The sequence below is a fragment of the Marinobacterium aestuarii genome (genome assembly GCF_001651805.1).
Taxonomy (GTDB): Bacteria; Pseudomonadota; Gammaproteobacteria; order Pseudomonadales; family Balneatricaceae; genus Marinobacterium_A; species Marinobacterium_A aestuarii.
Genome location: NZ_CP015839.1, coordinates 2,408,077 through 2,428,938, shown reverse-complemented (window position 1 = coordinate 2,428,938; position 20,862 = coordinate 2,408,077). Strand labels below are relative to the sequence as shown.

Below are 20,862 nucleotides of genomic sequence, written 5' to 3'. Positions count from 1 at the left end.
CACGTCCATGGCTGCATACCTGCGTGCCTAGCCAACCACATCGACCTGCTCCAGCATCTGCCGGATCAGGACCTCACTGCCGTGACCGCCCACCTGTTCGGCCACGCGCAAGCGATGCCCCACCACCGGCTCCAGCAGGCTTTGCAGATCTTCGGGCACGACATAATCGCGCCCGTGCATATAGGCCCAGGTGCGGGCGCACTGCAGCAGCGCCAGGCTGCCCCGCGGCGATACACCATAGGCAAACTGGGGCGATTCGCGGGTGTACTGCACCAGCCGCTGCAGGTAGTCGATCAGGCTGCTGGACACCCGCACCGCCTGACACTCGGCGCGAATAGCCTCCAGGTCATCCTGATCAATACAGACCGCCAGGGGCGCACGCCTGTGCCGGCTATGGCCTTCAGCGAGCAGCTTGCGCTCGGCTTCCGGGTCCGGATAGCCCAGCTCGATTCTCATCAAAAAGCGATCAAGCTGGGATTCTGGCAGCGGGAAGGTGCCAAACTGGGTGTTCGGATTCTGCGTCGCAATCACAAAGAAGGGTTCTGGCAGCGGGTGACTCTGACCATCCAGCGTGACCTGGCGTTCCTCCATGGCTTCGAGCAGCGCACTTTGGGTCTTGGGCGTGGTGCGGTTGATTTCATCGGCCAGCAGCATCTGGGTAAATACAGGGCCAGGATGAAAACGGAATGCCGAGGTACTCTGATCAAAAATCGACACACCGACGATATCCGCCGGCAGCATGTCGCTGGTGAACTGAACGCGCTGAAAACTCAATCCCAGAACCTGGGCAAGACCGTGGGCCAGGGTCGTTTTACCCATGCCCGGCAAGTCTTCAATCAGCAAATGGCCCTGGGAGAACAGACAGGCCAGCGCCATGCGGATCTGGCTTGGCTTACCCAGTACCAGGGTACCTACGCTGCTGATCGCACGCTCGACCTTGTCCCGCAGGGCGACACTCTGTTTGTTAATCGCAGTCGATACCTGCATTGGCCCTACCTCGATGACGGACTCCGTGTACGGACCCCTGAATGCTATTGACTGACTGCTAACCCTTCCCTGCCAAGCGTGCCATCATCTCATTAAAACTGTCGCCTGCACATTAGGGCCACCACACAGCAAAACACCTGCCGTTAAGTCAACCGGCAGGTGTCGGGCCCGCGCCATGCTGGACTCCAGGTTCAGAATTTAAGCGGTATCGAATCACGATGATAATCCATCACAACACCGGCGCAGGTTTCGTCATGGGGCGTGACTTGCACCAGGTTGGCTTCATGCACCCCGGCGCGATGACACAGATCGTAGGCCTGGGTGACGTTGAGACAGGTGAAAACGGCGCCATCGCTGTTCTTGATCAGGTCCTTGCCACCCTCGTATTCCACTTCAACCACCATGGGGCCACAGCCGGATTCGATAAAATTGACCGCTTTCAGCTTATGGCTTGAAACTAGCGCCTTGAACTCGGAAATTTGCATGTGCGCCCTCCACAGATTGCACTCTGGCAACAGCTTAGAGGCACCAGCCCCACAGGTTCAGTGCAGTCACCTGACTGCAGCCCACCTTTGAAGCCCGCCTTTAACCTAAAGGCGAACAGAGCACCCCAACGGTTGCACCTGCAGTATAGAAGCTTTATGGCACCGGCTAGAGGACAGGCTGTGGCAATGGCTGGGTATCGGGTATGGCCCCAATCACCGGCTTGCCGTAGAAGTATCCCTGCACCCGGCGACAGCCAAACGCATAGAGCAGATCACTCTGCGCCTGGGTTTCAACACCTTCGGCGATCACTTCAAGGTGAAGCTGAGCCGACATGGCAATCACCGCCTGAATGATCTGGCGGTCTTCTTCGTCCTCGCCAATATCCTTTACAAAACAGCGGTCGATCTTCAGCGTGTCTACGGGCAGCTGTTTGAGTAACGCCAGGGATGAATAGCCGGTACCGAAGTCGTCAATCGAAATGCGTATGCCCAGCACCTTGAGGGCATTGAGAATGTCGATGGTGGCAGCCAGATTGTCCATCAGCGTGCTTTCGGTGATCTCGAACTCCAGCAGTTCAGGCGGCACCCCGGTCTCGTCCAGGATCGCCTGCACTTCGATCATGAAGTGCTTGTCGCGAAACTGCTGCGGGCTGATATTGAGCGCCACCGGCACCACATCACGTTGCGCCTCTATACGTGCCACCAGCCCCTGGCAAACCGAGCGCAGTACCCAGTAACCCAGCGGCACAATCAGACCCGACTGCTCGGCGGCAGGAATAAAGTGACCCGGCATCAGCAGGCCCTGTTCGGGATGGTGCCAGCGCACCAGCGCCTCAAAGGCCGCCACCCGGTTGTGCTCGAGATTGACGATGGGCTGAAACGCCAGTGCCAGCTGCCGGTGCGCCAGCGCATGACGCAGGTCTTCCTCCAGCAGCATCAGGCGTAAAGCCTCGCGCTGCATATCGATATTAAAAAACTCTATACAGTTCTTGCCGCGACGCTTGGAGGCATAGAGTGCCAGATCTGCATTGCGCAGCAACTGGCTGGCCGAGTCACCATCATGGGGCGCAAGGGTGATGCCCATCGAGGTGCTAATCACCAGATCCCGGCTGTTCAGCCGCACCGGACGACTCAGTGCCAGCACGATCTTCTCGGCCAGGCGCAGCAAATCATGCTGGCCACCGCTGTTCAGCAGCACAACAGCAAACTCGTCGCCCCCGAGCCTGGCGACAATATCGTTGCCTCGCACCTGGCCGCGCAACCGATTGGCGACTTCCACCAGCAGCTGATCCCCGACCTCATGCCCCATGGAATCGTTGATGCGTTTGAAGTCATCCAGGTCCAGGTACAAGAGCGCGACCTGACCACCCGCGTAGGACTGCTCACGCAGCACCTGGCCCAGTTGCTCGTTCAGCAGACGCCGGTTGACGAGCCCTGTCAGATAATCATGGTAGGCCAGCTCATGCAGCTCCCGCGTGCGCGAATCCACCAGCGCCCGCAGCCGGTAGGGCTCTCGCAAGACATAGTGCACCAGCCAGGCCAGAGTAAGCGCCGCGAACAGGCTAAGGAAGTGGCCAAAGCCGACGACCAGCCCCTGCGCAGCCAGACCATGACTCATGCGCAACTGCCAGCGATCATTCGGCACCCGTACGTCCAGTGTCTGCACATTGTCGCCGTTCAGCGCCTCCCCACTGCTGAAAACCACACGCTCCGGCAGACCAGCGTCTGCCGGCCTCACCAGCTCATACTGGAAGCCACGGGTTGCCAGCTTTTGCAGATCCGTGACCGACAGCAGGCGGTCTATATCAATCACCGCTGACACAAAGCCCCAAAAGTGCTCCTTGCCACTGGCGTCGAGCAGATACACAGGATTACGCCCGATCACCGCACTGCCACCCTGCACCAGAGTGAGCGGGCCATTGATGGTCATCCGATGCTCATCCCGCGCCCGCGCGGTAGCGATCGCCGTAGAGCCATGCTCGAAAATATTCAGCCCCAGCGCCGCTTCATTGCCGGCAAAGGGGAAAATTTGCAGGTTAATGCCACCAGGGGCGAGCTGCAGACTGGACACCGAGGGGAAATCACGCAGAATTTCGGCCGCCCGGGCGGCAAAATCCGGCGGTTCGCCCTGACTGCGCCGCACCTCATGGGCCAGCAGCTCGGTCGACAGCAGGGAAAGGTTGAGCAAACGCTCGACGGAACTGACCTGTGTATTGATCAGGTCACGGACAAGGGACGCCTGGTCGCGTTGCTGTAGCGTCTGGTTGAGCTGGTTCCAGTAAAAGCCCAGCAACAGTGTGGCTACAAAGACACAGGCAGAAAAAACAGAGGTTTTACGCAGCACCCAGTCTCCCGTTGCGCTCACCGACGATACATCCATGCATCGACAGTCGCAGAACTGACTTCACCCGGATTGCTGCATCGGCGCTACAGAGTCTTTCTGCAAGGTTGCCGAGCACCGGGAAAGTTCAACGAATTGGGGTGTTATCCATAACATGACTAAAGTGGAGCGCCGACTCTTTTCGACGCTTGATTACGCAAACAACCGGGCCTGGGCCCGGTTGTTGAAGCGGTGAGTCGCCGTCGCCGGCAACCCGCATCCGCTTAGTGGTGGTGACCACCCTCGCCGTGGGCGTGGCCGTGCTGCAGCTCTTCTTCGCTGGCCTGGCGCACATCAACAACTTCAACCGAGAAGTTCAGGGTTTCGCCGGCCAGTGGATGGTTGCCGTCCAGCTGCACGCTGTCATCGGCGACCGCAATAACGGTTACCGGCTGCTCACCCCAGGGGGTCTGCGCCAGAAACTGCATGCCGACTTCAATGTCCTCAACGCCAACAAAGTTGCTGCGTTCAACATCCTGCACCAGGTCTTCACGACGCTCGCCATAGCCACGCTCTGGCTCTACAGTCACATCGAGCTTGTCGCCAACGGCTTTACCGACCAGGGCAGACTCAAGACCTTCAACGATGTTGCCACCGCCGTGCAAATAGGCCAGTGGTTCCTGCCCTGCGGAGGTATCAACCACATCGCCGGCGGCATTTTTCAGGGTGTAGTGGATCTGCACTATGGTATTTTCAGCTATCTGCACTGGTATTACTCCGTTCTGTCGTCACAACTGACTCAGATCACCATCGGATTTTCCGCCCGGTTAGGACATTTAGAACCTGGCACTGAAACAGCATACATTTAAGTAGTTGAAAACCTGTGTGAGCCACCCGCAGACAACGCCACCAAGCATTCCACGCGCATCCTAACGTGCCAATCCGCGACTGTCACCCCTCGGAGGCTGTCCGACAATACTCAACCTACTGCGAACCATCTGAACTTGACTGTTTTTTGTGCTGTCTTGCGTTAAATAGAACCACTATTCGCCTTAAAACACCGCAAAAACCCGCTCAAATCAGCTGGCTCTCGCGACGGCCAGCATTCTCGGACAGCCTCCTTGCGCAAGTCGTTAACCGGCGCTCAAACAGCGATTAGAGACCCCGTTTTAGCGCCCCGGCATCGGCATCCCAGCGCCAGATGCCACTGCCGCCAAAATGAACACCGCCGATCCAGCGATCAATTGCCTGCTCCGACAGCCAGTCCTGTGCTCCAGCCAGCACCTGCTGCCCCCTGGGCGTAAGCGAGAAGCGCAGTGCCAGAAACGCCTCATCGCAACCAGCAAGCGCAGGGCGTACAAAATGCCCCCCCTCAGAGCGCAGCAGCGCAGCCGGCGCGCGCAGCAACCCCTCCAGCACCCGCCAGAAGCTGGCATCCCCCATAAAGGCCACCTCCTCTGCCGCACGCACAGCCCGGAACAACCCCGCAGCATCCTCAACACCAGCACTCACAGCCTCAAGCAGCTGCTTTTCGGTGCGATTAATACCCCAGGGGCCCGGATACTCCTGCAACAAACGCTCAACTGCTGCAGCCAGGAAGGGTAGCGCCGACAGATCCTGGCGCAGCAGGTTCGCCAGGGTGCGCGGATTGGCGCTGCAAAACGCCTGCCAGGCATCCACCGCCAGCGTCATCTGCGCCTCGCTTACTCGCTGCCGGGTGGCATAGAGTACTGCCGCCCGCTCAGGTTCCGTCTGACCAAGGTAATCCTCCACCAGCACCAGTTCCGGCCAGGCAAGCCCCTGGCCCTCCTCGTGATACCAGTTGAGCAATTGCAGCAGGTGCAACTGATCATAGAGTTCGAACGAATTCCATATGACAATACCGCCTGCACGCGCGCCGCGGCGAAACAGGGCGTCCCGCGCCTGAAAATGGGTCTGGGCTTCAAAGTCGGTCGCCCAGCCACAGTTGGCGATAAAGGCGGCACGCACCCGGGACAACTCGTCCAGCGTCAGCCCGCCCGGCACCGGGCCTTCATGCAATACATCGCTCCAGGCCAGATACTCATCACCGATACCTGCACTTTGCAGCCACTGATTCGCCATGTCGCCATTGGTTATATGAAGCATGGTTTGGGTCCTCTTTCTATAATCTGCATGACTCGCGGGCAGCCCTGCTCTTGCTCAAGGCCGCTGCCTAGGGCAGGCGACTCTTGACCAGCAGGGTCTCGGCCGTCTCCACATGGGGGTTGCCGAACCCCTGCACCGCGCGAATGCGTTTGTTGCGCTCAAGCTCCCAGCTATCCACGGGGTCGGCACGGTTCCAGACTTCAAGCAGGCGCGTTTCACTTTGGCTCAAACGCAACTGGTAGCGATCGCGCATGTAAAAATAGATGCGGGCAATATCGCCCCGGATCGCGTCGCTGGGCTCCAGGGTGCGCCCCTTGAAATCCACCTCAACATCGCAGGCGCCATAGGCACGCGGCTCGCCGGAAATCATGCCGTAAGCATAGTTGGAGCGATCTCCGTTCACCTCGCCGATGGCCGGCACCAGGTTATTCATGTCGGCCTCCATGAGCTTGAAGTCCGGATCTTTACTGCAGGCCCGGCGTCCACCCTGCTGCCAGCACTGGCGCTGATGCCCGAACACCCAGGCCGGCATCACATGTTCCCACTCGATTCGACCGGCACGGTTGGCGTTTTTGCGCGCCTGGTAACCACAGCTGGCCAGATCCGGCTCCAGACGTTTGCCGTGCGCTCCGTAGCGACAGCCACAATAAAACGACGTCGGATTGTCTGCATAAATGGCGACCAGTTCCCGCTTGGCTGCACTGAAGGACGCCGGCTGATCGGCAAACGCATACAGTGGCAACAGCAGTGCCACCCACAACATACGCATGGAGTATTCCGTATGACTCGCATCCTGCGGTTGAAACAGACGTCCTGTCTGCCAATAAACGGGACTGGCCCGTACAACAACTCGAAAACTCTGACCATGCGTTCAAAATTAGGACTTAGTCCTAAATATTTTTGCCAGGGTCTCCCCTAACATTACCCCTGTGTACCAATGTTTGAGATTAGATACACAAAATCCACAGCCTGTTTGGACAAGCAACATTCGGCGCATTGGATGCAAACCGAAACTACAGTCGTACAACCTGAGGCAATCGACATGGAAAGCACCTGCCCATCATGTGAACTCCTGATTTCGCAGCAACGCCACCATCCCTATCTGGTCAATATCAGTACGCTGCAGGACAGCCAGCTATACAAGTGCCGCTGCTGCAACAGCTACCTGCATTGCTACCTTCAGCAATGGGAAATCATCAGCATCGGCTATTACGACGAGCGTCAGAGCCCACTGACGCCCAGCACCGACAGCAAGAACCGCACAATGTCGTTCGCAAATTCACTGGCCTTACACCTGGCGACCAATAGCAGGTAAAACCGCCGCGAACAGATTCAAGCGCGGCACTATACGCGGATTTTACCAGCGTCTTCAATATAAGCTCTGTAGAAGGCATTCCCGCGAATGTATACCCACTTCAGCCGGCTCCGAAAAACGACCTCCCCCTGCCAAAGCAGAGCGCGTTCTGGCGGGAATGAGGTCATTCAACCTGCATCCTTATACACGCATGACCAACCTCTTGCGCCTATGCACGGTCTCTGTCCTTGCTGCGCCCACGCCCAGGGCCCGGCAGTGGAAACAACAGTGCCCGCAGCAGGCCTGATCAGCATTCGGTTTGTTCGGGAAAACCTGTGTATTGCCCGTTGCGACAACTGTGGTACCTGGCTTGCCAATGACAACGGAGTATGGGAACCGCTGCTGAGATACCAGCGCGACTCTATAATTGAGCACCTGAACGCAGATATCTGATCTCAGCCCTGAGCATGCTTGCGTTCAAGCGCCGCATTTTCCAGCGCCACCTGAATAGCAGGATACTCGTGCATGGCCTGCACCAGATCATCGCGACGCAGTTCATAAAGCGAGCAGGGCGTCATCGCCCGAACCGTGGCACTGCGCGTCGCATTATGCAGCAACGCCATCTCTCCACAAAAATCGCCCGCCATCAGGGTCGCCAGCTGGCGATCCTTGCCATCGTCACGCCGTATCACCCGCACCACGCCCCGTGCGATCAGATACACCGAATAGCCCGTATCCCCCTGGCTGATAATGTTTTCTCCCTCGGCCACGGTCACAGAGCGCATGCGTGTCGCCAGCTGCGCAAAATCAGCCTCCGGGATGTCCTGCAGGAAGGGCACCTTGCGTAGCAGTTCGGACGGTTCAACCCGCAGTTTTTTAATGGCCGCCCCGCGCAAGGCCCGCAGCTTGGTGCGCATCTCGGCCTCCAGTGTTTCGGCGATGCCCTGCGGCAGGGTTCCACGCTCAAGCTGCTCGCCAATCGCCTCGCCTTCGGCAAGCAACACCAAACGCTGCCCCAAACGTTCTTGCATGTCTGCAACAAATTCAGGGAACTGCTCGGCCATCTGATCGAGCTGTGTGCAGGCGGCTTGATGCCAGGCAAGGTACTGCTGTCGGACTTCAGATGCCACCTCGGCGGATATGGATTCCGTTTCCACCAATTCGTCAAAACGCTCCAGCACCCGCGAGCAGCTCTGATAACGCCCCCAGGCAATCTCATAGTCCTTGGCCACGCGCCTGATGCGCAGCCACTGGGCATAACCTGCCAGCACCGCAACGCGGCCCAGCAAACGCAAACGCTGTTGCGCCAGCACCGACTCCTGCCGCTCGCAGAAAACGATATGGTCCAGCCGATCCTGGAAACGGACGCTGTCTAGATCCAGCGCAACACGCTGACGTAATTGCCAGAACGCCGCCTCACACAGGTGTCCCTTGTTGAACATGTCGATAAACAACGACTGCTCTTCGGCAAAACCGCGCAGGTAGAGTAGCCGACGTTCCTCGTTGGCATTGAGTTCAGTCTGACGCAGCTGATTCAACTCCTCACGGATGCTGATTAATTCCTGATCGGAGTTGAGCTGCAACCGCTGCGCAATGGAGCCCGAAAACAGGCCACCGGCCATGAGTTCGGGGATACGGTCCTGAGCACGTCGTTTGGCCAGCAGGTTACCTTCCATACGGGCGAAGCGGTCTGCCAGCGACGGCCTATCCAGCCCCAGACGGTGCACCAGGCTATTGATCGACAGACCCTGTACCACCAGGGTAAAGAGCACCGCGCCCATCACCAGGGTGGTAAAGGTGGCCGAGTGCTCGAATTCGGGCAGGCTCAGTACGATAGCCAGTGCGATGGCCCCGCGCAGCCCGCCCCAATACATCACTGCCTTGTAACCCAGCCCCACGGGTTGGGCGCCAGGCAGGCGTTCCATCAGCGGTATCAGGCCGAAAATCACAACAAACCGCGACAACAGCATCCCCAGGATCACCCAGACAAGCAGCGGCATGGCCTCCAGCAGCGCCGAGACCTCGGCCTGCATACCCACCATCAGAAAGATCAGGGCCGTCGCTATAAAGGCCATGTATTCCCAGAAGTGCTCCAGGTAGGCACGCACTTCTGGACTCACCTTGATCCAGCCCCAACCACTGAAACTCAGTGCCGCCGCCACCGTTGCCATGACACCGCTGACATGAAACACCTCTTCTGCGACCAGAAAAGAGACGTACGCCAGAATGGTGGTTAGCGTAATCTCGATAAAGTGATGCCCCTGTAGTACCCCCAGCAGATATCCGGTCAACAGGGCCATCAGCCAGCCCACCAACAGGCCACCGACAAACACCACCACAAAATCCAGTACACCCTGCAGTACCGACTCAACAGACACGGCACCGGCCACCAGTACGCCCACCAGCACCCGCGCCAGCACAATCGAGGTGGCGTCGTTAAACAGGCTCTCCCCTTCAACCAGTACGGTCAGCCGGCGCGGTGCCCCCAGACGCTTGAACAGGGAAATCACCGCCACGGGGTCTGTGGCGCTCAGGATGGCGCCGAGCAGCAAGGCCGCCGAAAACGAAATGGGCGTGGCCAACGCCATGACGCCACCAATAATAAAGGTAGAGACCAGCAGACCTGGCACCGCCAGCATCACCACGGGCGCGAGATCGCGGCGCAATTGGCGGGCATCGAGATGAAAGGCCGATTCAAACACCAGGGTGGGCAGAAAGACATACAAAATCAGACCCGAGGAGATTTCGATACCTTCAAGCGGCCCCAGCGCCTGCGGGTAGGTCTGTGCCACTTCAGTCAGCACCATGCCCACCAGCACCAGCGCCACCGTAAAGGGAAACCGCAGCCGTTCAGTGACCGCCAGCGTCACCGCCGCAATCAGCAGCAAGGCAATAATGCCTGCGACAAGGTGGGCAATGTGCAGACTGTGCTCCATGGATAGTGCTCCCTTGAGCTGCGCAGCATCGCAGCGTTCGGCCCTCAAAGGCTGGCGCTGATGCTTACAGTAAAGAAGTGATACCACCTAACGGTCAAACCCAGGCGCACATCCGTAACAGCAGCCGCATCGAACAGCGCAGAGTATAGATAGGGTCAATTTCCGAGGTTTCCTCCGGGCACAGACGCCAGACCCTCAAAAAAATCCAAAATTATTCTTATAAAAAACCATATAACGCATAAAAATGCATTTATGACGCGGCTAAAAATTAAATCCAGCGGATACCGGGTTGAAATAACCAACAAATGCAACTAAACTAGTCTCAAATGAAACTATCAAAAAACGCCGCAGACCTGCAGGAACAGAGCGAGACTGCGATCCAACCTGACGGAAATTCGAACAATGACAAAGTCCCACACACTCGAATACCTCAACGGTTTCGGCAACGAACATGAAACCGAAGCCCTGCCAGGTGCCCTGCCCCAGGGGCAGTTCAACCCCCAGCGCTGCGATTACCAGCTCTACACCGAGCAGTTCAGCACCACCGCCTTCACGGCGCCACGGCACAGCAACAGGCGCACCTGGACCTACCGCATCCGGCCGTCCATCGCCATGGGGGACTTCAGCCCCATGGACAAGGGCCTCATCCGTACCGCTCCCATTACCGAAGTGGACTGCCCGCCCAATGTGCTGCGCTGGGACGCACTGTCGATGCCTGAGGCAAATACCGACTTTATCGACGGCCTGGTCACGGTCGCCGCCAATGGCGATGCCCGCAGTCAGATCGGCATCGGCATTCACGTTTACTGCGCCAATACCGGCATGGGCAACCGCTTCTTCTACAACGCCGATGGCGAAATGCTCTTTGTACCCCAGCAGGGCGCGATTCTGGCGTATACGGAACTGGGTGTTCTGCATGTGAAACCCGGCGAAATCCTGGTTATCCCCCGTGGCATCAAGTTCAAAATTGAACTGCCGGAAGGGCCGGTACGGGGCTTTATCTGCGAAAACTACGGCGCCGCACTGCACCTGCCGGAACGGGGCCCGGTGGGCGCCAACGGCTATGCCAATGACCGGGATTTCCAGTACCCGGTGGCCTGGTTTGAAGATGTGGACGGCGACTACGAAGTCGTGGCCAAGTTCTGTGGCGGCCTGTACCGCGCACCGCTGGACCATTCCCCGCTGGATGTGGTCGCCTGGGTCGGCACCTCCGCCCCCTACAAGTACGACCTGTCACGCTTCAACGTTATCAATACCGTCAGCTTCGACCATCCGGACCCGTCCATCTTTACCGTACTGACATCCCCCAGCGAAAGCGCAGGCGTGGCCAATGTCGACTTCGTGATATTCCCGCCGCGCTGGATGGTGGCCGAGAACACCTTCAGGCCGCCCTGGTACCACCGCAATATCATGAGCGAATTCATGGGCCTGATCGAAGGCGTCTATGATGCCAAGGAAAAAGGCTTTGAGCCCGGCGGCATGAGCCTGCACAACTGCATGACGCCCCATGGCCCGGAGGCAACCGTATTCGAAAAAGCCAGCGCTGCACAACTTAAACCCGAACAGTACCAGGACACCCTGGCGTTCATGTTCGAGTCACGCTATGTGATCGCGCCCACGCGTCATGCGCTGGAAAGCGATGCCCGCCAGCACAACTATGTGGACTGCTGGAGCGGGCTGAAAAAATACTTTAACGGCGATAAATAAAGGCTGGACCCATGACAACACTGAACGAAACACACGACAGCACACTTACCAGCTGGGTCGCATCCGCCAACAGTGGCGACAGCGACTTCCCGATCCAGAACCTCCCCTTTGGCAGCTTTCGTCGCCAGGGTTCCACTGAAGCCTTTCGCGGCGGCGTCGCCATCGGCGACCAGATACTCGACCTGGCGGCCGCCCACCACAGCGGCCTGTTCACCGGCCTGGCCGCCGACGCGCTGCAGGCAGCAGCAGAGCCGACCCTGAACCGCTTCATGGCCATGGGCAAGGCAGCCTGGTCGGCGCTGCGCCTGGCGCTGTCCCGCGCCCTGCGCACCGGTTCCAGCGCCCAGTCGGCGCTGCAGGCCTGCCTGGTTCCCCAGGCCGGGGCCGAGTACGCCCTGCCCTGCAGCATTGGTGACTACACCGACTTTTATACCTCCGTGCATCACGCAACCAGCGTCGGCGCCCTGTTCCGCCCGGACAACCCGCTGCTGCCGAACTACAAATGGGTACCGATCGGCTACCACGGCCGCGCCTCGTCCATTGATGTCTCCGGCCAGACCTTCCACCGCCCCAAGGGCCAGCTCAAGGCACCGGATGCGGCAGAACCCAGCTTCGGCCCCTGCAAGCGCCTGGATTACGAACTGGAAGTCGGCATATTCATGGGCAGTGGCAATGCCCTGGGGGAGCCGGTCAGCATCGATGAGGCCGAGGACCATGTGTTCGGCATTTGCCTGTTCAACGACTGGTCGGCGCGGGACATCCAGGCCTGGGAATATCAGCCCCTGGGGCCTTTCCTGGCGAAAAACTTTGCCTCGACCATCTCGCCCTGGCTGGTGACCCTGGAAGCCCTGGCCCCCTATCGCCAGGCCTTTGTGCGCGATGCCGCCGACCCGCAGCCGCTGCCGTACCTGAGCTCCGCGGCCAACAGCGCCGAGGGTGCCCTGGACATTCAGCTGGAATGCCTGCTGCAGACCGAGCAGATGCGCGCCGCCGGCCAGGCCCCCACCCGGCTGTCGACATCCAGCTTCAAGCATTCCTACTGGACCATCGCCCAGATGGTGGCACACCACACCGTGAATGGCTGTAACCTGCAACCCGGCGACCTGCTGGGCTCCGGCACCCAGTCCGGCCCGGAGCAGGCCGAAGCCGGCTCTTTGCTGGAGCTGAGCCAGGGTGGCAAACAGGCGATCAGCCTGCCCAATGGCGAAACCCGCACCTTCCTGGAAGATGGCGATGCCGTGGTGATGCGCGGTTTCTGCGCCCGGCAGGGCGCGGCCCGCATTGGCTTTGGCGAGGTTGTAGGCACAGTGCTGCCGGCCCGCACCTAACCCACAGGAGCCGTACCCCAAAAGGCGCCCTCGCTGCGAAAGTTTTAGCCTTGAGCTATTGCCGCTGCTGTTCGCGGCGAGGCGCCGCTCCTACGTATTTTCCAGGAACACCCCATGGAACTCTTTACCTACTTTCGCTCCTCCGCCGCCTACCGGGTGCGCATTGCACTCAACCTCAAGGGCATCGAGCACCGCCTTACGCCGGTCAACCTGCTCACCGGCGAGCAGCAGGGCGCTGCCTACCGGGCGCTTAACCCCCAGGGCCTGCTACCGGCGCTGAAACTGGACAGTGGCGAGCTGCTGACCCAGTCAACGGCGATCCTGGAGTACCTTGAAGCGGTGTACCCGCAAACGCCACTGCTGCCGGCCGATGCCATTGCCGCCGCCCAGGTGCGCGCCTGGGCCAACCTCATCGCCTGTGACATTCATCCCGTCGACAACCTGCGGGTGCTGAAATACCTCAAGGGCACCCTGAACATCAGCGAGGATGAGAAAACCGCCTGGTACCTGCACTGGATAACGGAAGGCTTTGACGTGCTCGAGACCCAGTTGAAAGCCGCGCCCTATTGCAACGGGGCCGAGGTCAGCCTGGCGGACCTTTACCTGATTCCCCAGGTGTACAATGCCCTGCGCTTTAAGCTTGACCTGTCGACCTACCCGAAGATTAAGTCGATCTGGGATGCCTGTAACCGCCTGCCCGCGTTCGATGCCGCACGGCCGGAAAACCAGCCGGACTCAACACTGTAACGCCAGTCCCCATCGGGAGATCCGCGTTTGCAGCCGGGCGGCCTGCATGCAAAAATCCACCGCAGCCCAAACACCCGCGGAGTCCACCATGTCCGAGCCCACCGATATGAGCGCCAAGTCACTGATGCTGAACCAGTTCATACCCTATCGCATGGTAAATCTGGCCAGGCGCATGAGCGACAATCTGTCACGCATCTATGGCGGCGATGACTACCAGGTGAGCATACCGGAGTGGCGCATCCTCGCCCGCCTGGCGGAAGATAAGCGCCTGAACGCCAAGGACCTGGGGCGCATCACCCAGATGGACAAATCCAAGGTTTCCCGCGGCGTGAAGCAGCTCGATGAGCGCGGCTACCTGAACAAGGAAAAGGACAGCCAGGACAACAGGGTCACCTACCTGTCCCTCTCCCCCGAGGGTCTTGCCCTTTACCAGGAACTCGCCCCCAAGGCCCTGGCCTGGGAAAGCCGCCTGATCAGCGCCCTGGATGCCAGCGAGTACCGCGACCTGATGCGCATTCTGGAAAAACTCGACCGCCAGGTTGACGCCATGCAAGACTAAAGTAGTCATCAGCTGCGGGCTTGTTCGCAGGCGCCGCTGCTTCGTTCACACACAACATCGACGACCTTTACCTGAGCGCAGCGCGCCCGAGTCCCTGCGGCATCTCAATCAAAGACACCCCTTTTTTCAATCCTGCCTTTCATTCCCTACTGCTCACTTAAGGTCTGCCACTTCCAGACCGGCGCCTCACGGCTATCGAGCTGCACCTATATAAGCGACGCCACGCCAGCGCTGTCGCCGCGGCACACATCATTTAGATTATAAATACATACATTATAACTATTGATTTTTAATATGCCGGTGCGAGGGATAGGATCAGTTCAAGCCAACGAAACGCCCGGGCACCGCGCCCGTTCAGCCGAAGTGGAAATCGTCCGGCCTTACTGTTTTTACAAGAATAATCAGGAGCCAAACCCATGCTTACCATGCCCCAGACCCTGCAGCTGCCCAATGGCGAAAAAGTCCGCCCGACCTTCAGCAAGGCTGAACTGCAGTCCCGCCTCGACAAGCTGCGCCGCTATATGGCGGAAAATGATGTGCAGGCGGTGCTCTTTACGTCCTACCACAACATCAACTACTACAGCGATTTCGTCTATTGCCGCTTTGGCCGCGACTACGGCCTGGTTGTCACCCAGGACAGCTACACCAGCATCAGCGCCAATATCGACGGTGGCCAGCCCTATCGTCGCAACCAGCTGGGCGATAACGTCATCTACACCGACTGGCAGAAGGACAACTTTTTCTACGCGGTGAAACAGCTGATCAAGGACGGCGGCAAGGTCGGTGTCGAGCACGATCACATGCCACTGCAGAACCTGCACAAGATGCAGGCGGCCCTGCCTGAGGCGACTTTCGTGGATATCGGTGTGCCCACCATGCAAATGCGCATGATCAAGTCGGCGGAAGAAATCGCCCTGATCAAGCAGGGTGCCCGGGTAGCCGATGTCGGCGGCGCGGCCATCCGTGATGCTATCGCCGTAGGTGTGCCCGAGTTCGAAATCGCCCTGGCCGGTACCCAGGCCATGGTGCGGGAAATCGCCGGCACCTTCCCCCATGGCGAGCTGATGGACACCTGGGTCTGGTTCCAGTCGGGCATCAATACCGATGGCGCCCATAACCCCGTCACCACCCGCAAGGTCGAGGCCGGCGATATTCTGAGCCTGAACACCTTCCCGATGATCGCGGGCTACTACACCGCCCTGGAGCGTACCCTGTTCGCGGAACATGCCTCCGACCGTCACCTGGAGCTGTGGGAAATCAACTGCAAGGTGCACCGCCGCGGCCTGGAACTGATCAAGCCCGGCGCCCGCTGCAGCGATATCGCCGCCGAGCTGAACGAGATCTTCGCCCAGCACGATGTGCTGCAGTACCGCACCTTCGGCTACGGCCACTCCTTCGGCACCCTGAGCCACTACTACGGCCGAGAAGCGGGCCTGGAGCTGCGCGAGGACGTTCATACCGTGCTGGAGCCTGGCATGGTGGTATCCATCGAGCCCATGCTGATGATCCCCGAAGGCCGCCCCGGTGCCGGTGGCTACCGCGAGCACGACATCCTGGTGGTGGGCGACAGCAGCGCCGAAAACATCACCCGTTTCCCGTTCGGCCCCGAGCACAACATCATCAAGGGCTAAGCAGATGTAATGCGGCAGCTTAGAAGATAAGCTGCCGCTCTTGTTCGAGCGACAACGGTATACGAAAACCCAAGGCTCACTCACCGGGTCCTGGGTACACAAGAATAATATTCAGGGGCCCCGCCCCCCGCATGAGGTAGCCATCATGGTGCTTACCAAAGGGCTTTGTAAGGGAATCAATCCGTTTATCGTGATTATCTCTCTGGCCGTTATATTCGCGTTCATCCTCTACACGCTTCTGCTACCAGAACAATCCGCATCCATCATAGATACAGCACGCACACTCATCACCCTCACCGCCAGCAGCTGGTATGTAGCACTCGCCGGCGGTTTTCTGGTGTTTTGCATCTGGATCACGTTCAGCCGTTATGGCCAGATAAAGCTCGGCGACGATAACGAAAAGCCCGAATTCGGGTTCTTTGCCTGGTTTGCCATGGTTTATGCGGCCGGCCAGGGAATCGGCATTATCTTCTGGTCCATCGCAGAGCCCATGTTCCACTTTTCGAGCGGCACGCCTTTTTCCGCCGCTGTCGGCGACGCCCAGGCCGCTGACGTCGCGATGAAGGTCACCTTCTTCCACTGGGGCTTTAATGCCTGGGCGATCTACTGCGTGGTTGGCTTGGCCCTTGCCTTTGTGTCCTACCGCCTTAAAAAGCCGCTCAGTATCCGCTATACCCTGTACCCCTTGCTCGGTGACCGCGTCGATGGCTGGATAGGCGTGCTTGTCGATATCATTGCCGTCTTTGCAACCCTCTTTGGAATCGCAACCTCGCTGGGCCTCGGTGTTCAGCAGATCAATGCCGGACTGAACGCTATCTGGGATGTGCCGCAGAACACCAGCGTCCAGTTACTGCTGGTTGTGGTCATTACCATCTGTGCACTCATTTCAGTGCTTACTGGCCTCAAACGCGGCATAAAATACCTCTCACTCAGCAATATGTGGCTCACATTGCTGCTGCTGGCATTTTTCATTATCTTTGGGCCGACCCTGTACATTCTCAATCTGCTCTTTGGTGTGTCGGTAGACTACCTCGTTGATCTGGTATCAATGAATATCTTCCTCGAGGCCTCCACCCAGTCCATTGGCGATGCGGATGCCAGCTGGAAAAGCATGTGGCAGGGTTGGTGGACAGTGTTTTACTGGGGCTGGTGGATGTCCTGGGCCCCCTTTGTCGGCGTCTTTGTTGCCCGCGTATCCCGTGGCCGCACCATTCGTGAATTCGTACTCGGCGTTGTCGGAGCCTCCAGCCTGCTGTCCTTTGTCTGGCTGGCAGCCTACGGCGGTACTGCATTGAACATCGACCTTTTCGGCAATGGCACTATTGCTGAGGCTGTCAGTAACAATGTCGCCACCGCACTCTATGCCACCTTTGACGGCATGAATCTGGGCACCCTTGGCGATATGGCCGCGATTGCAGGCACACTGCTGGTGGCGTCATACTTCATAACGTCGTCTGACTCCGGCACCCTGGTACTGACCACGATCATGAGTGAAGGCAATCAGCACCCACTCAAGCGCCACCGCACCTTCTGGGGTGTCATGCAGGGCGTTGTCGCTGCCGTGTTACTCGTAGCCGGTGGCAGTGCAGCATTGAGCACCTTGCAAACGGCGTCTATTATCGCAGCGCTGCCGTTCTCTGTTTTGATGGTGCTCATGTGCGTCGCGCTGATCAAAGGCGTCCGACAGGAATATCAGCGCATGGAATCAGCAACCTTAGCCGGGAAAGTACCCGCTGGAGAGTTACCGCAATGACCAGAATGGCAAACCTTGACTGGAAGACCTACGAGCAGCGAGTCGCAAAAGGAGACGCGACCATACTCCTGCCCATAGGCGCCATCGAGCAGCATGGCCCGCATATGTCGATGAACCCCGACGTGCTGATCCCCGAAGGCATCTCGGACGGTGTTGCCAATGAGCTGGCCAACGTCCTGATAGCCCCGCCGATTTCGTACGGGTACAAATCCCAGGTGAAATCGGGTGGAGGCAACTTTTTCCCGGGCACGACCTGCGTCAATGGCAAAACGCTGATCGATACCGTAAAAGACGTTCTGGTCGCCTTCGCCCGCCACGGCAACCGCCGCTTCGTGCTGGTCAATGGTCATTACGAAAATTCGATGTTTATCGTTGAAGGTATCGATCTGGCGCTCGAGCACCTGCGCCATGAAAACATCGATGCCCGGGTAATGTTGCTGTCGTACTGGGATTACGTCGACAAGGAAACCATTGCGACCGTCTTTCCGGATGGTTTCACCGGATGGGATGTGGAGCATGGCGGCGTGCTGGAAACATCCCTGATGCTGCACCTGCACCCTCAGCTAGTCGATATGGAGAAGGTGGTCGATCATCCCGCGGCCAGCTTCCCGCCCTACGACGTCTTCCCGTCCGATCCCTCCTGGGTACCGTCCAGCGGCACCCTGTCATCAGCCAGCAAGGCGACGGCGCACCATGGAAAACTGCTTTTCGATGTCTGCGTTGATGGCATTGCGAAAAGCATAGGCTCGCACTTCAAAGACTGAGGTCAACAACAGCTACCCGTGCATCAAGGATGCACGGGTAGCTGTTGTATCACAACTGTCACACTACCGCCTCCTTCTGCGTTAACCGCCCGCTATTCTCCCCATCCGCTGACGCCACCTTCAGTGTCGCGCCGCTGTTCCTCAAATGTAGTTTTCGCCATGGCAAGCACCTTGCTGGCTCTCAGCCACTGGCCCATCAGGGCACTGACTGATTAGTACCCGAAGCTGCTGTATGGCGATGAGTTCCAGTGATCCGCCTGAGTCCCCCGCGCACCTGCCCTGCTTCACACCGCCACCCGCGCTGACCGCGTTAAACGCTCACCATTCCGGACATCGCTGTGCCCTGTATTAACCCGGATAAACCCGCAGCTGCGTTCAGAACAGCTTAGGCAAAACCAGGCATTTGTATTGCAAATACATCTATTTTAATTATTGATTTCTATTATACAGATATCAGGGATAGCATCCGTTCAAGCCAACGAAACGCCCGGGCAGCGCGCCCGTTCAGTCATAGCGGATCTCGTCTGGCCTTACCGAATGTACAAGAATAACCAGGAGCCAAACCCATGCTTACCATGCCCCAGACTCTGCAGCTGCCTAACGGCGAAAAAGTACGCCCAACCTTCAGCAAGGCTGAACTGCAGTCCCGCCTCGACAAGCTGCGCCGCTATATGGCGGAGAATGATGTTCAGGCGGTGCTCTTTACGTCCTACCACAACATCAACTACTACAGCGATTTCGTCTATTGCCGCTTTGGCCGCGACTACGGTCTGGTTGTTACCCAGGACAGCTACACCAGCATCAGCGCCAATATCGACGGCGGCCAGCCCTATCGTCGCAACCAGCTGGGCGACAACGTCATCTACACCGACTGGCAGAAAGACAACTTCTTCTACGCCGTAAAACAGCTGATCAAGGACGGCGGCAAGGTCGGTGTCGAGCACGATCACATGCCACTGCAGAACCTGCACAAAATGCAGGCGGCCCTGCCAGCAGCGACCTTCGTGGATATCGGTGTGCCCACCATGCAGATGCGCATGATCAAGTCGACGGAAGAAATCGCGGTGATCAAGCAGGGCGCCCGGGTGGCAGACGTCGGTGGCGCGGCCATCCGTGATGCCATCGCTGTTGGCGTGCCCGAGTACGAAATCGCCCTGGCCGGTACCCAGGCCATGGTGCGGGAAATCGCCGGCACCTTCCCCCATGGCGAGCTGATGGACACCTGGGTCTGGTTCCAGTCGGGCATCAATACCGATGGCGCCCATAACCCCGTCACCACCCGCAAGGTCGAGGCCGGCGATATTCTGAGCCTCAACACCTTCCCGATGATTGCGGGCTACTACACCGCCCTGGAACGTACCCTGTTCGCAGAACATGCCTCCGACCGTCATCTGGAGCTGTGGGAAATCAACTGCAAGGTGCACCGTCGCGGCCTGGAGCTGATCAAGCCCGGCGCACGCTGCAGCGATATCGCCGCCGAGCTGAACGAGATCTTCGCCCAGCACGATGTGCTGCAATACCGCACCTTCGGCTACGGCCACTCCTTCGGTACCCTGAGCCATTACTACGGCCGCGAAGCGGGCCTGGAACTGCGTGAAGACGTTCATACCGTGCTGGAGCCCGGCATGGTGGTCTCCATTGAGCCCATGCTGATGATCCCCGAAGGCCGTGCCGGTGCCGGCGGCTACCGCGAGCACGACATCCTGGTGGTGGGCGACAACAGCGCCGAAAACATCACCCGTTTCCCGTTCGGCCCCGAGCACAACATCATCAAAGGTTAACAGGCCTTTTACAGGCCAGCTGCGCAACGAGAGCGCCCTACCCCACGGGGTGTTCTCGCCGGGGCTTTGCAGCCCCGGTGCACTTTCGGACCTTGGCCTGCGAGCATTCGTTGCCTCGCAGGCCGAGCGCCCGAATCTTCACCACAACACCCAGCACTTGAATAAGCGCGCTTGAACAAGCACACCTGAGCAAGCGCAGCTCAGCACGAGCACCAATACAAACCTTATAGATCCTCAAGACAGTACCTAGAGCAACAGCTCGACTATAAAAATAATCCGCGGCGAGCACGGCTCCCGCAAGCACAGGTAACGCATCATGCTTATAAACGCCTGGACCCTGGACTGGTTCCTTATCCTCAATGCTGTATTGCTCACCCTGACTGCCCTGTCCTATGGCTGGCGCGAACTTCGGGCCACTTCAACCACCTCGGTAAACTGATCGC

The 20,862-nt window shown here is 58.7% G+C and carries 17 protein-coding genes; 10 read left to right on the top strand and 7 right to left on the bottom strand.

Annotated elements, in window-relative coordinates:
* Positions 1-27 precede the first annotated feature (27 nt).
* The 6 genes from A8C75_RS10670 to A8C75_RS10645 form a co-directional block, all read right to left on the bottom strand.
* Positions 28-987 carry an AAA family ATPase gene (locus A8C75_RS10670; RefSeq protein WP_067381833.1) on the bottom strand — a complete coding sequence of 320 codons (960 nt, stop codon included), beginning with the start codon at positions 985-987 and terminating at the stop codon, positions 28-30.
* 191 nt (positions 988-1,178) lie between these two features.
* Entirely contained in the window at positions 1,179-1,472 is a 294-nt protein-coding gene (locus A8C75_RS10665) for a DUF6482 family protein (protein ID WP_067381830.1), read from the bottom strand.
* Between the two features lie 166 nt (positions 1,473-1,638).
* Complete coding sequence (locus A8C75_RS10660) at positions 1,639-3,837, bottom strand: putative bifunctional diguanylate cyclase/phosphodiesterase (RefSeq protein ID WP_162272099.1); 2,199 nt, start codon at positions 3,835-3,837, stop codon at positions 1,639-1,641.
* Positions 3,838-4,076: 239 nt separating this feature from the next.
* Positions 4,077-4,559: an FKBP-type peptidyl-prolyl cis-trans isomerase gene (locus tag A8C75_RS10655; RefSeq protein ID WP_067381828.1), complete on the bottom strand. Its 483-nt coding sequence runs from the start codon at positions 4,557-4,559 to the stop codon at positions 4,077-4,079.
* 388 nt (positions 4,560-4,947) lie between these two features.
* Positions 4,948-5,919, bottom strand: a complete 972-nt coding sequence (locus tag A8C75_RS10650; RefSeq protein ID WP_067381822.1) for a hypothetical protein — start codon at positions 5,917-5,919, stop codon at positions 4,948-4,950.
* Positions 5,920-5,986: 67 nt separating this feature from the next.
* Positions 5,987-6,688, bottom strand: coding sequence for an endonuclease (locus A8C75_RS10645; RefSeq protein WP_067381818.1), 702 nt, complete (start codon positions 6,686-6,688; stop codon positions 5,987-5,989).
* 231 nt (positions 6,689-6,919) lie between these two features.
* Here A8C75_RS10645 and A8C75_RS10640 point away from each other — a divergent pair, with 231 nt between their 5' ends.
* Entirely contained in the window at positions 6,920-7,234 is a 315-nt protein-coding gene (locus A8C75_RS10640) for a hypothetical protein (RefSeq protein WP_157890261.1), read from the top strand.
* Positions 7,235-7,668: 434 nt separating this feature from the next.
* Here the strand turns inward: A8C75_RS10640 and A8C75_RS10635 are convergent, their stop codons facing one another.
* Positions 7,669-10,149 (bottom strand): cation:proton antiporter, encoded by a 2,481-nt coding sequence (locus A8C75_RS10635; RefSeq protein ID WP_067381814.1) that lies wholly within the window; start codon positions 10,147-10,149, stop codon positions 7,669-7,671.
* A gap of 402 nt (positions 10,150-10,551) precedes the next feature.
* Between A8C75_RS10635 and hmgA the strand changes: the two genes are divergently transcribed.
* The 9 genes from hmgA (at position 10,552) to A8C75_RS24145 (ending at position 20,858) form a co-directional block, all read left to right on the top strand.
* Positions 10,552-11,856, top strand: a complete 1,305-nt coding sequence (gene hmgA / locus A8C75_RS10630; RefSeq protein ID WP_067381812.1) for a homogentisate 1,2-dioxygenase — start codon at positions 10,552-10,554, stop codon at positions 11,854-11,856.
* Positions 11,857-11,867: 11 nt separating this feature from the next.
* On the top strand, positions 11,868-13,184 hold the full coding sequence (gene fahA, locus A8C75_RS10625) for a fumarylacetoacetase (RefSeq protein WP_067381810.1): 1,317 nt from the start codon (positions 11,868-11,870) through the stop codon (positions 13,182-13,184).
* A gap of 114 nt (positions 13,185-13,298) precedes the next feature.
* Positions 13,299-13,931 carry a maleylacetoacetate isomerase gene (gene maiA / locus A8C75_RS10620; protein WP_067381809.1) on the top strand — a complete coding sequence of 211 codons (633 nt, stop codon included), beginning with the start codon at positions 13,299-13,301 and terminating at the stop codon, positions 13,929-13,931.
* Positions 13,932-14,019: 88 nt separating this feature from the next.
* Positions 14,020-14,490 (top strand): MarR family winged helix-turn-helix transcriptional regulator, encoded by a 471-nt coding sequence (locus A8C75_RS10615; protein ID WP_067381807.1) that lies wholly within the window; start codon positions 14,020-14,022, stop codon positions 14,488-14,490.
* A gap of 416 nt (positions 14,491-14,906) precedes the next feature.
* The gene (locus A8C75_RS10610) at positions 14,907-16,121 is read left to right on the top strand and encodes a M24 family metallopeptidase (RefSeq protein WP_067381805.1); all 1,215 of its coding nucleotides are present in this window, start codon (positions 14,907-14,909) and stop codon (positions 16,119-16,121) included.
* A 145-nt stretch (positions 16,122-16,266) separates the two neighbouring features.
* Positions 16,267-17,874 carry a BCCT family transporter gene (locus A8C75_RS10605; protein WP_067381802.1) on the top strand — a complete coding sequence of 536 codons (1,608 nt, stop codon included), beginning with the start codon at positions 16,267-16,269 and terminating at the stop codon, positions 17,872-17,874.
* A complete protein-coding gene (locus tag A8C75_RS10600; protein WP_067381800.1) occupies positions 17,871-18,638 on the top strand; it encodes a creatininase in 768 nt (255 codons plus the stop codon). Before A8C75_RS10605 ends, A8C75_RS10600 begins: the two co-directional genes overlap by 4 nt.
* A 566-nt stretch (positions 18,639-19,204) precedes the next feature.
* Positions 19,205-20,419 carry a M24 family metallopeptidase gene (locus A8C75_RS10595; RefSeq protein WP_067381797.1) on the top strand — a complete coding sequence of 405 codons (1,215 nt, stop codon included), beginning with the start codon at positions 19,205-19,207 and terminating at the stop codon, positions 20,417-20,419.
* A 316-nt stretch (positions 20,420-20,735) separates the two neighbouring features.
* Positions 20,736-20,858, top strand: coding sequence for a hypothetical protein (locus A8C75_RS24145; RefSeq protein WP_257737044.1), 123 nt, complete (start codon positions 20,736-20,738; stop codon positions 20,856-20,858).
* Positions 20,859-20,862: the final 4 nt, after the last annotated feature.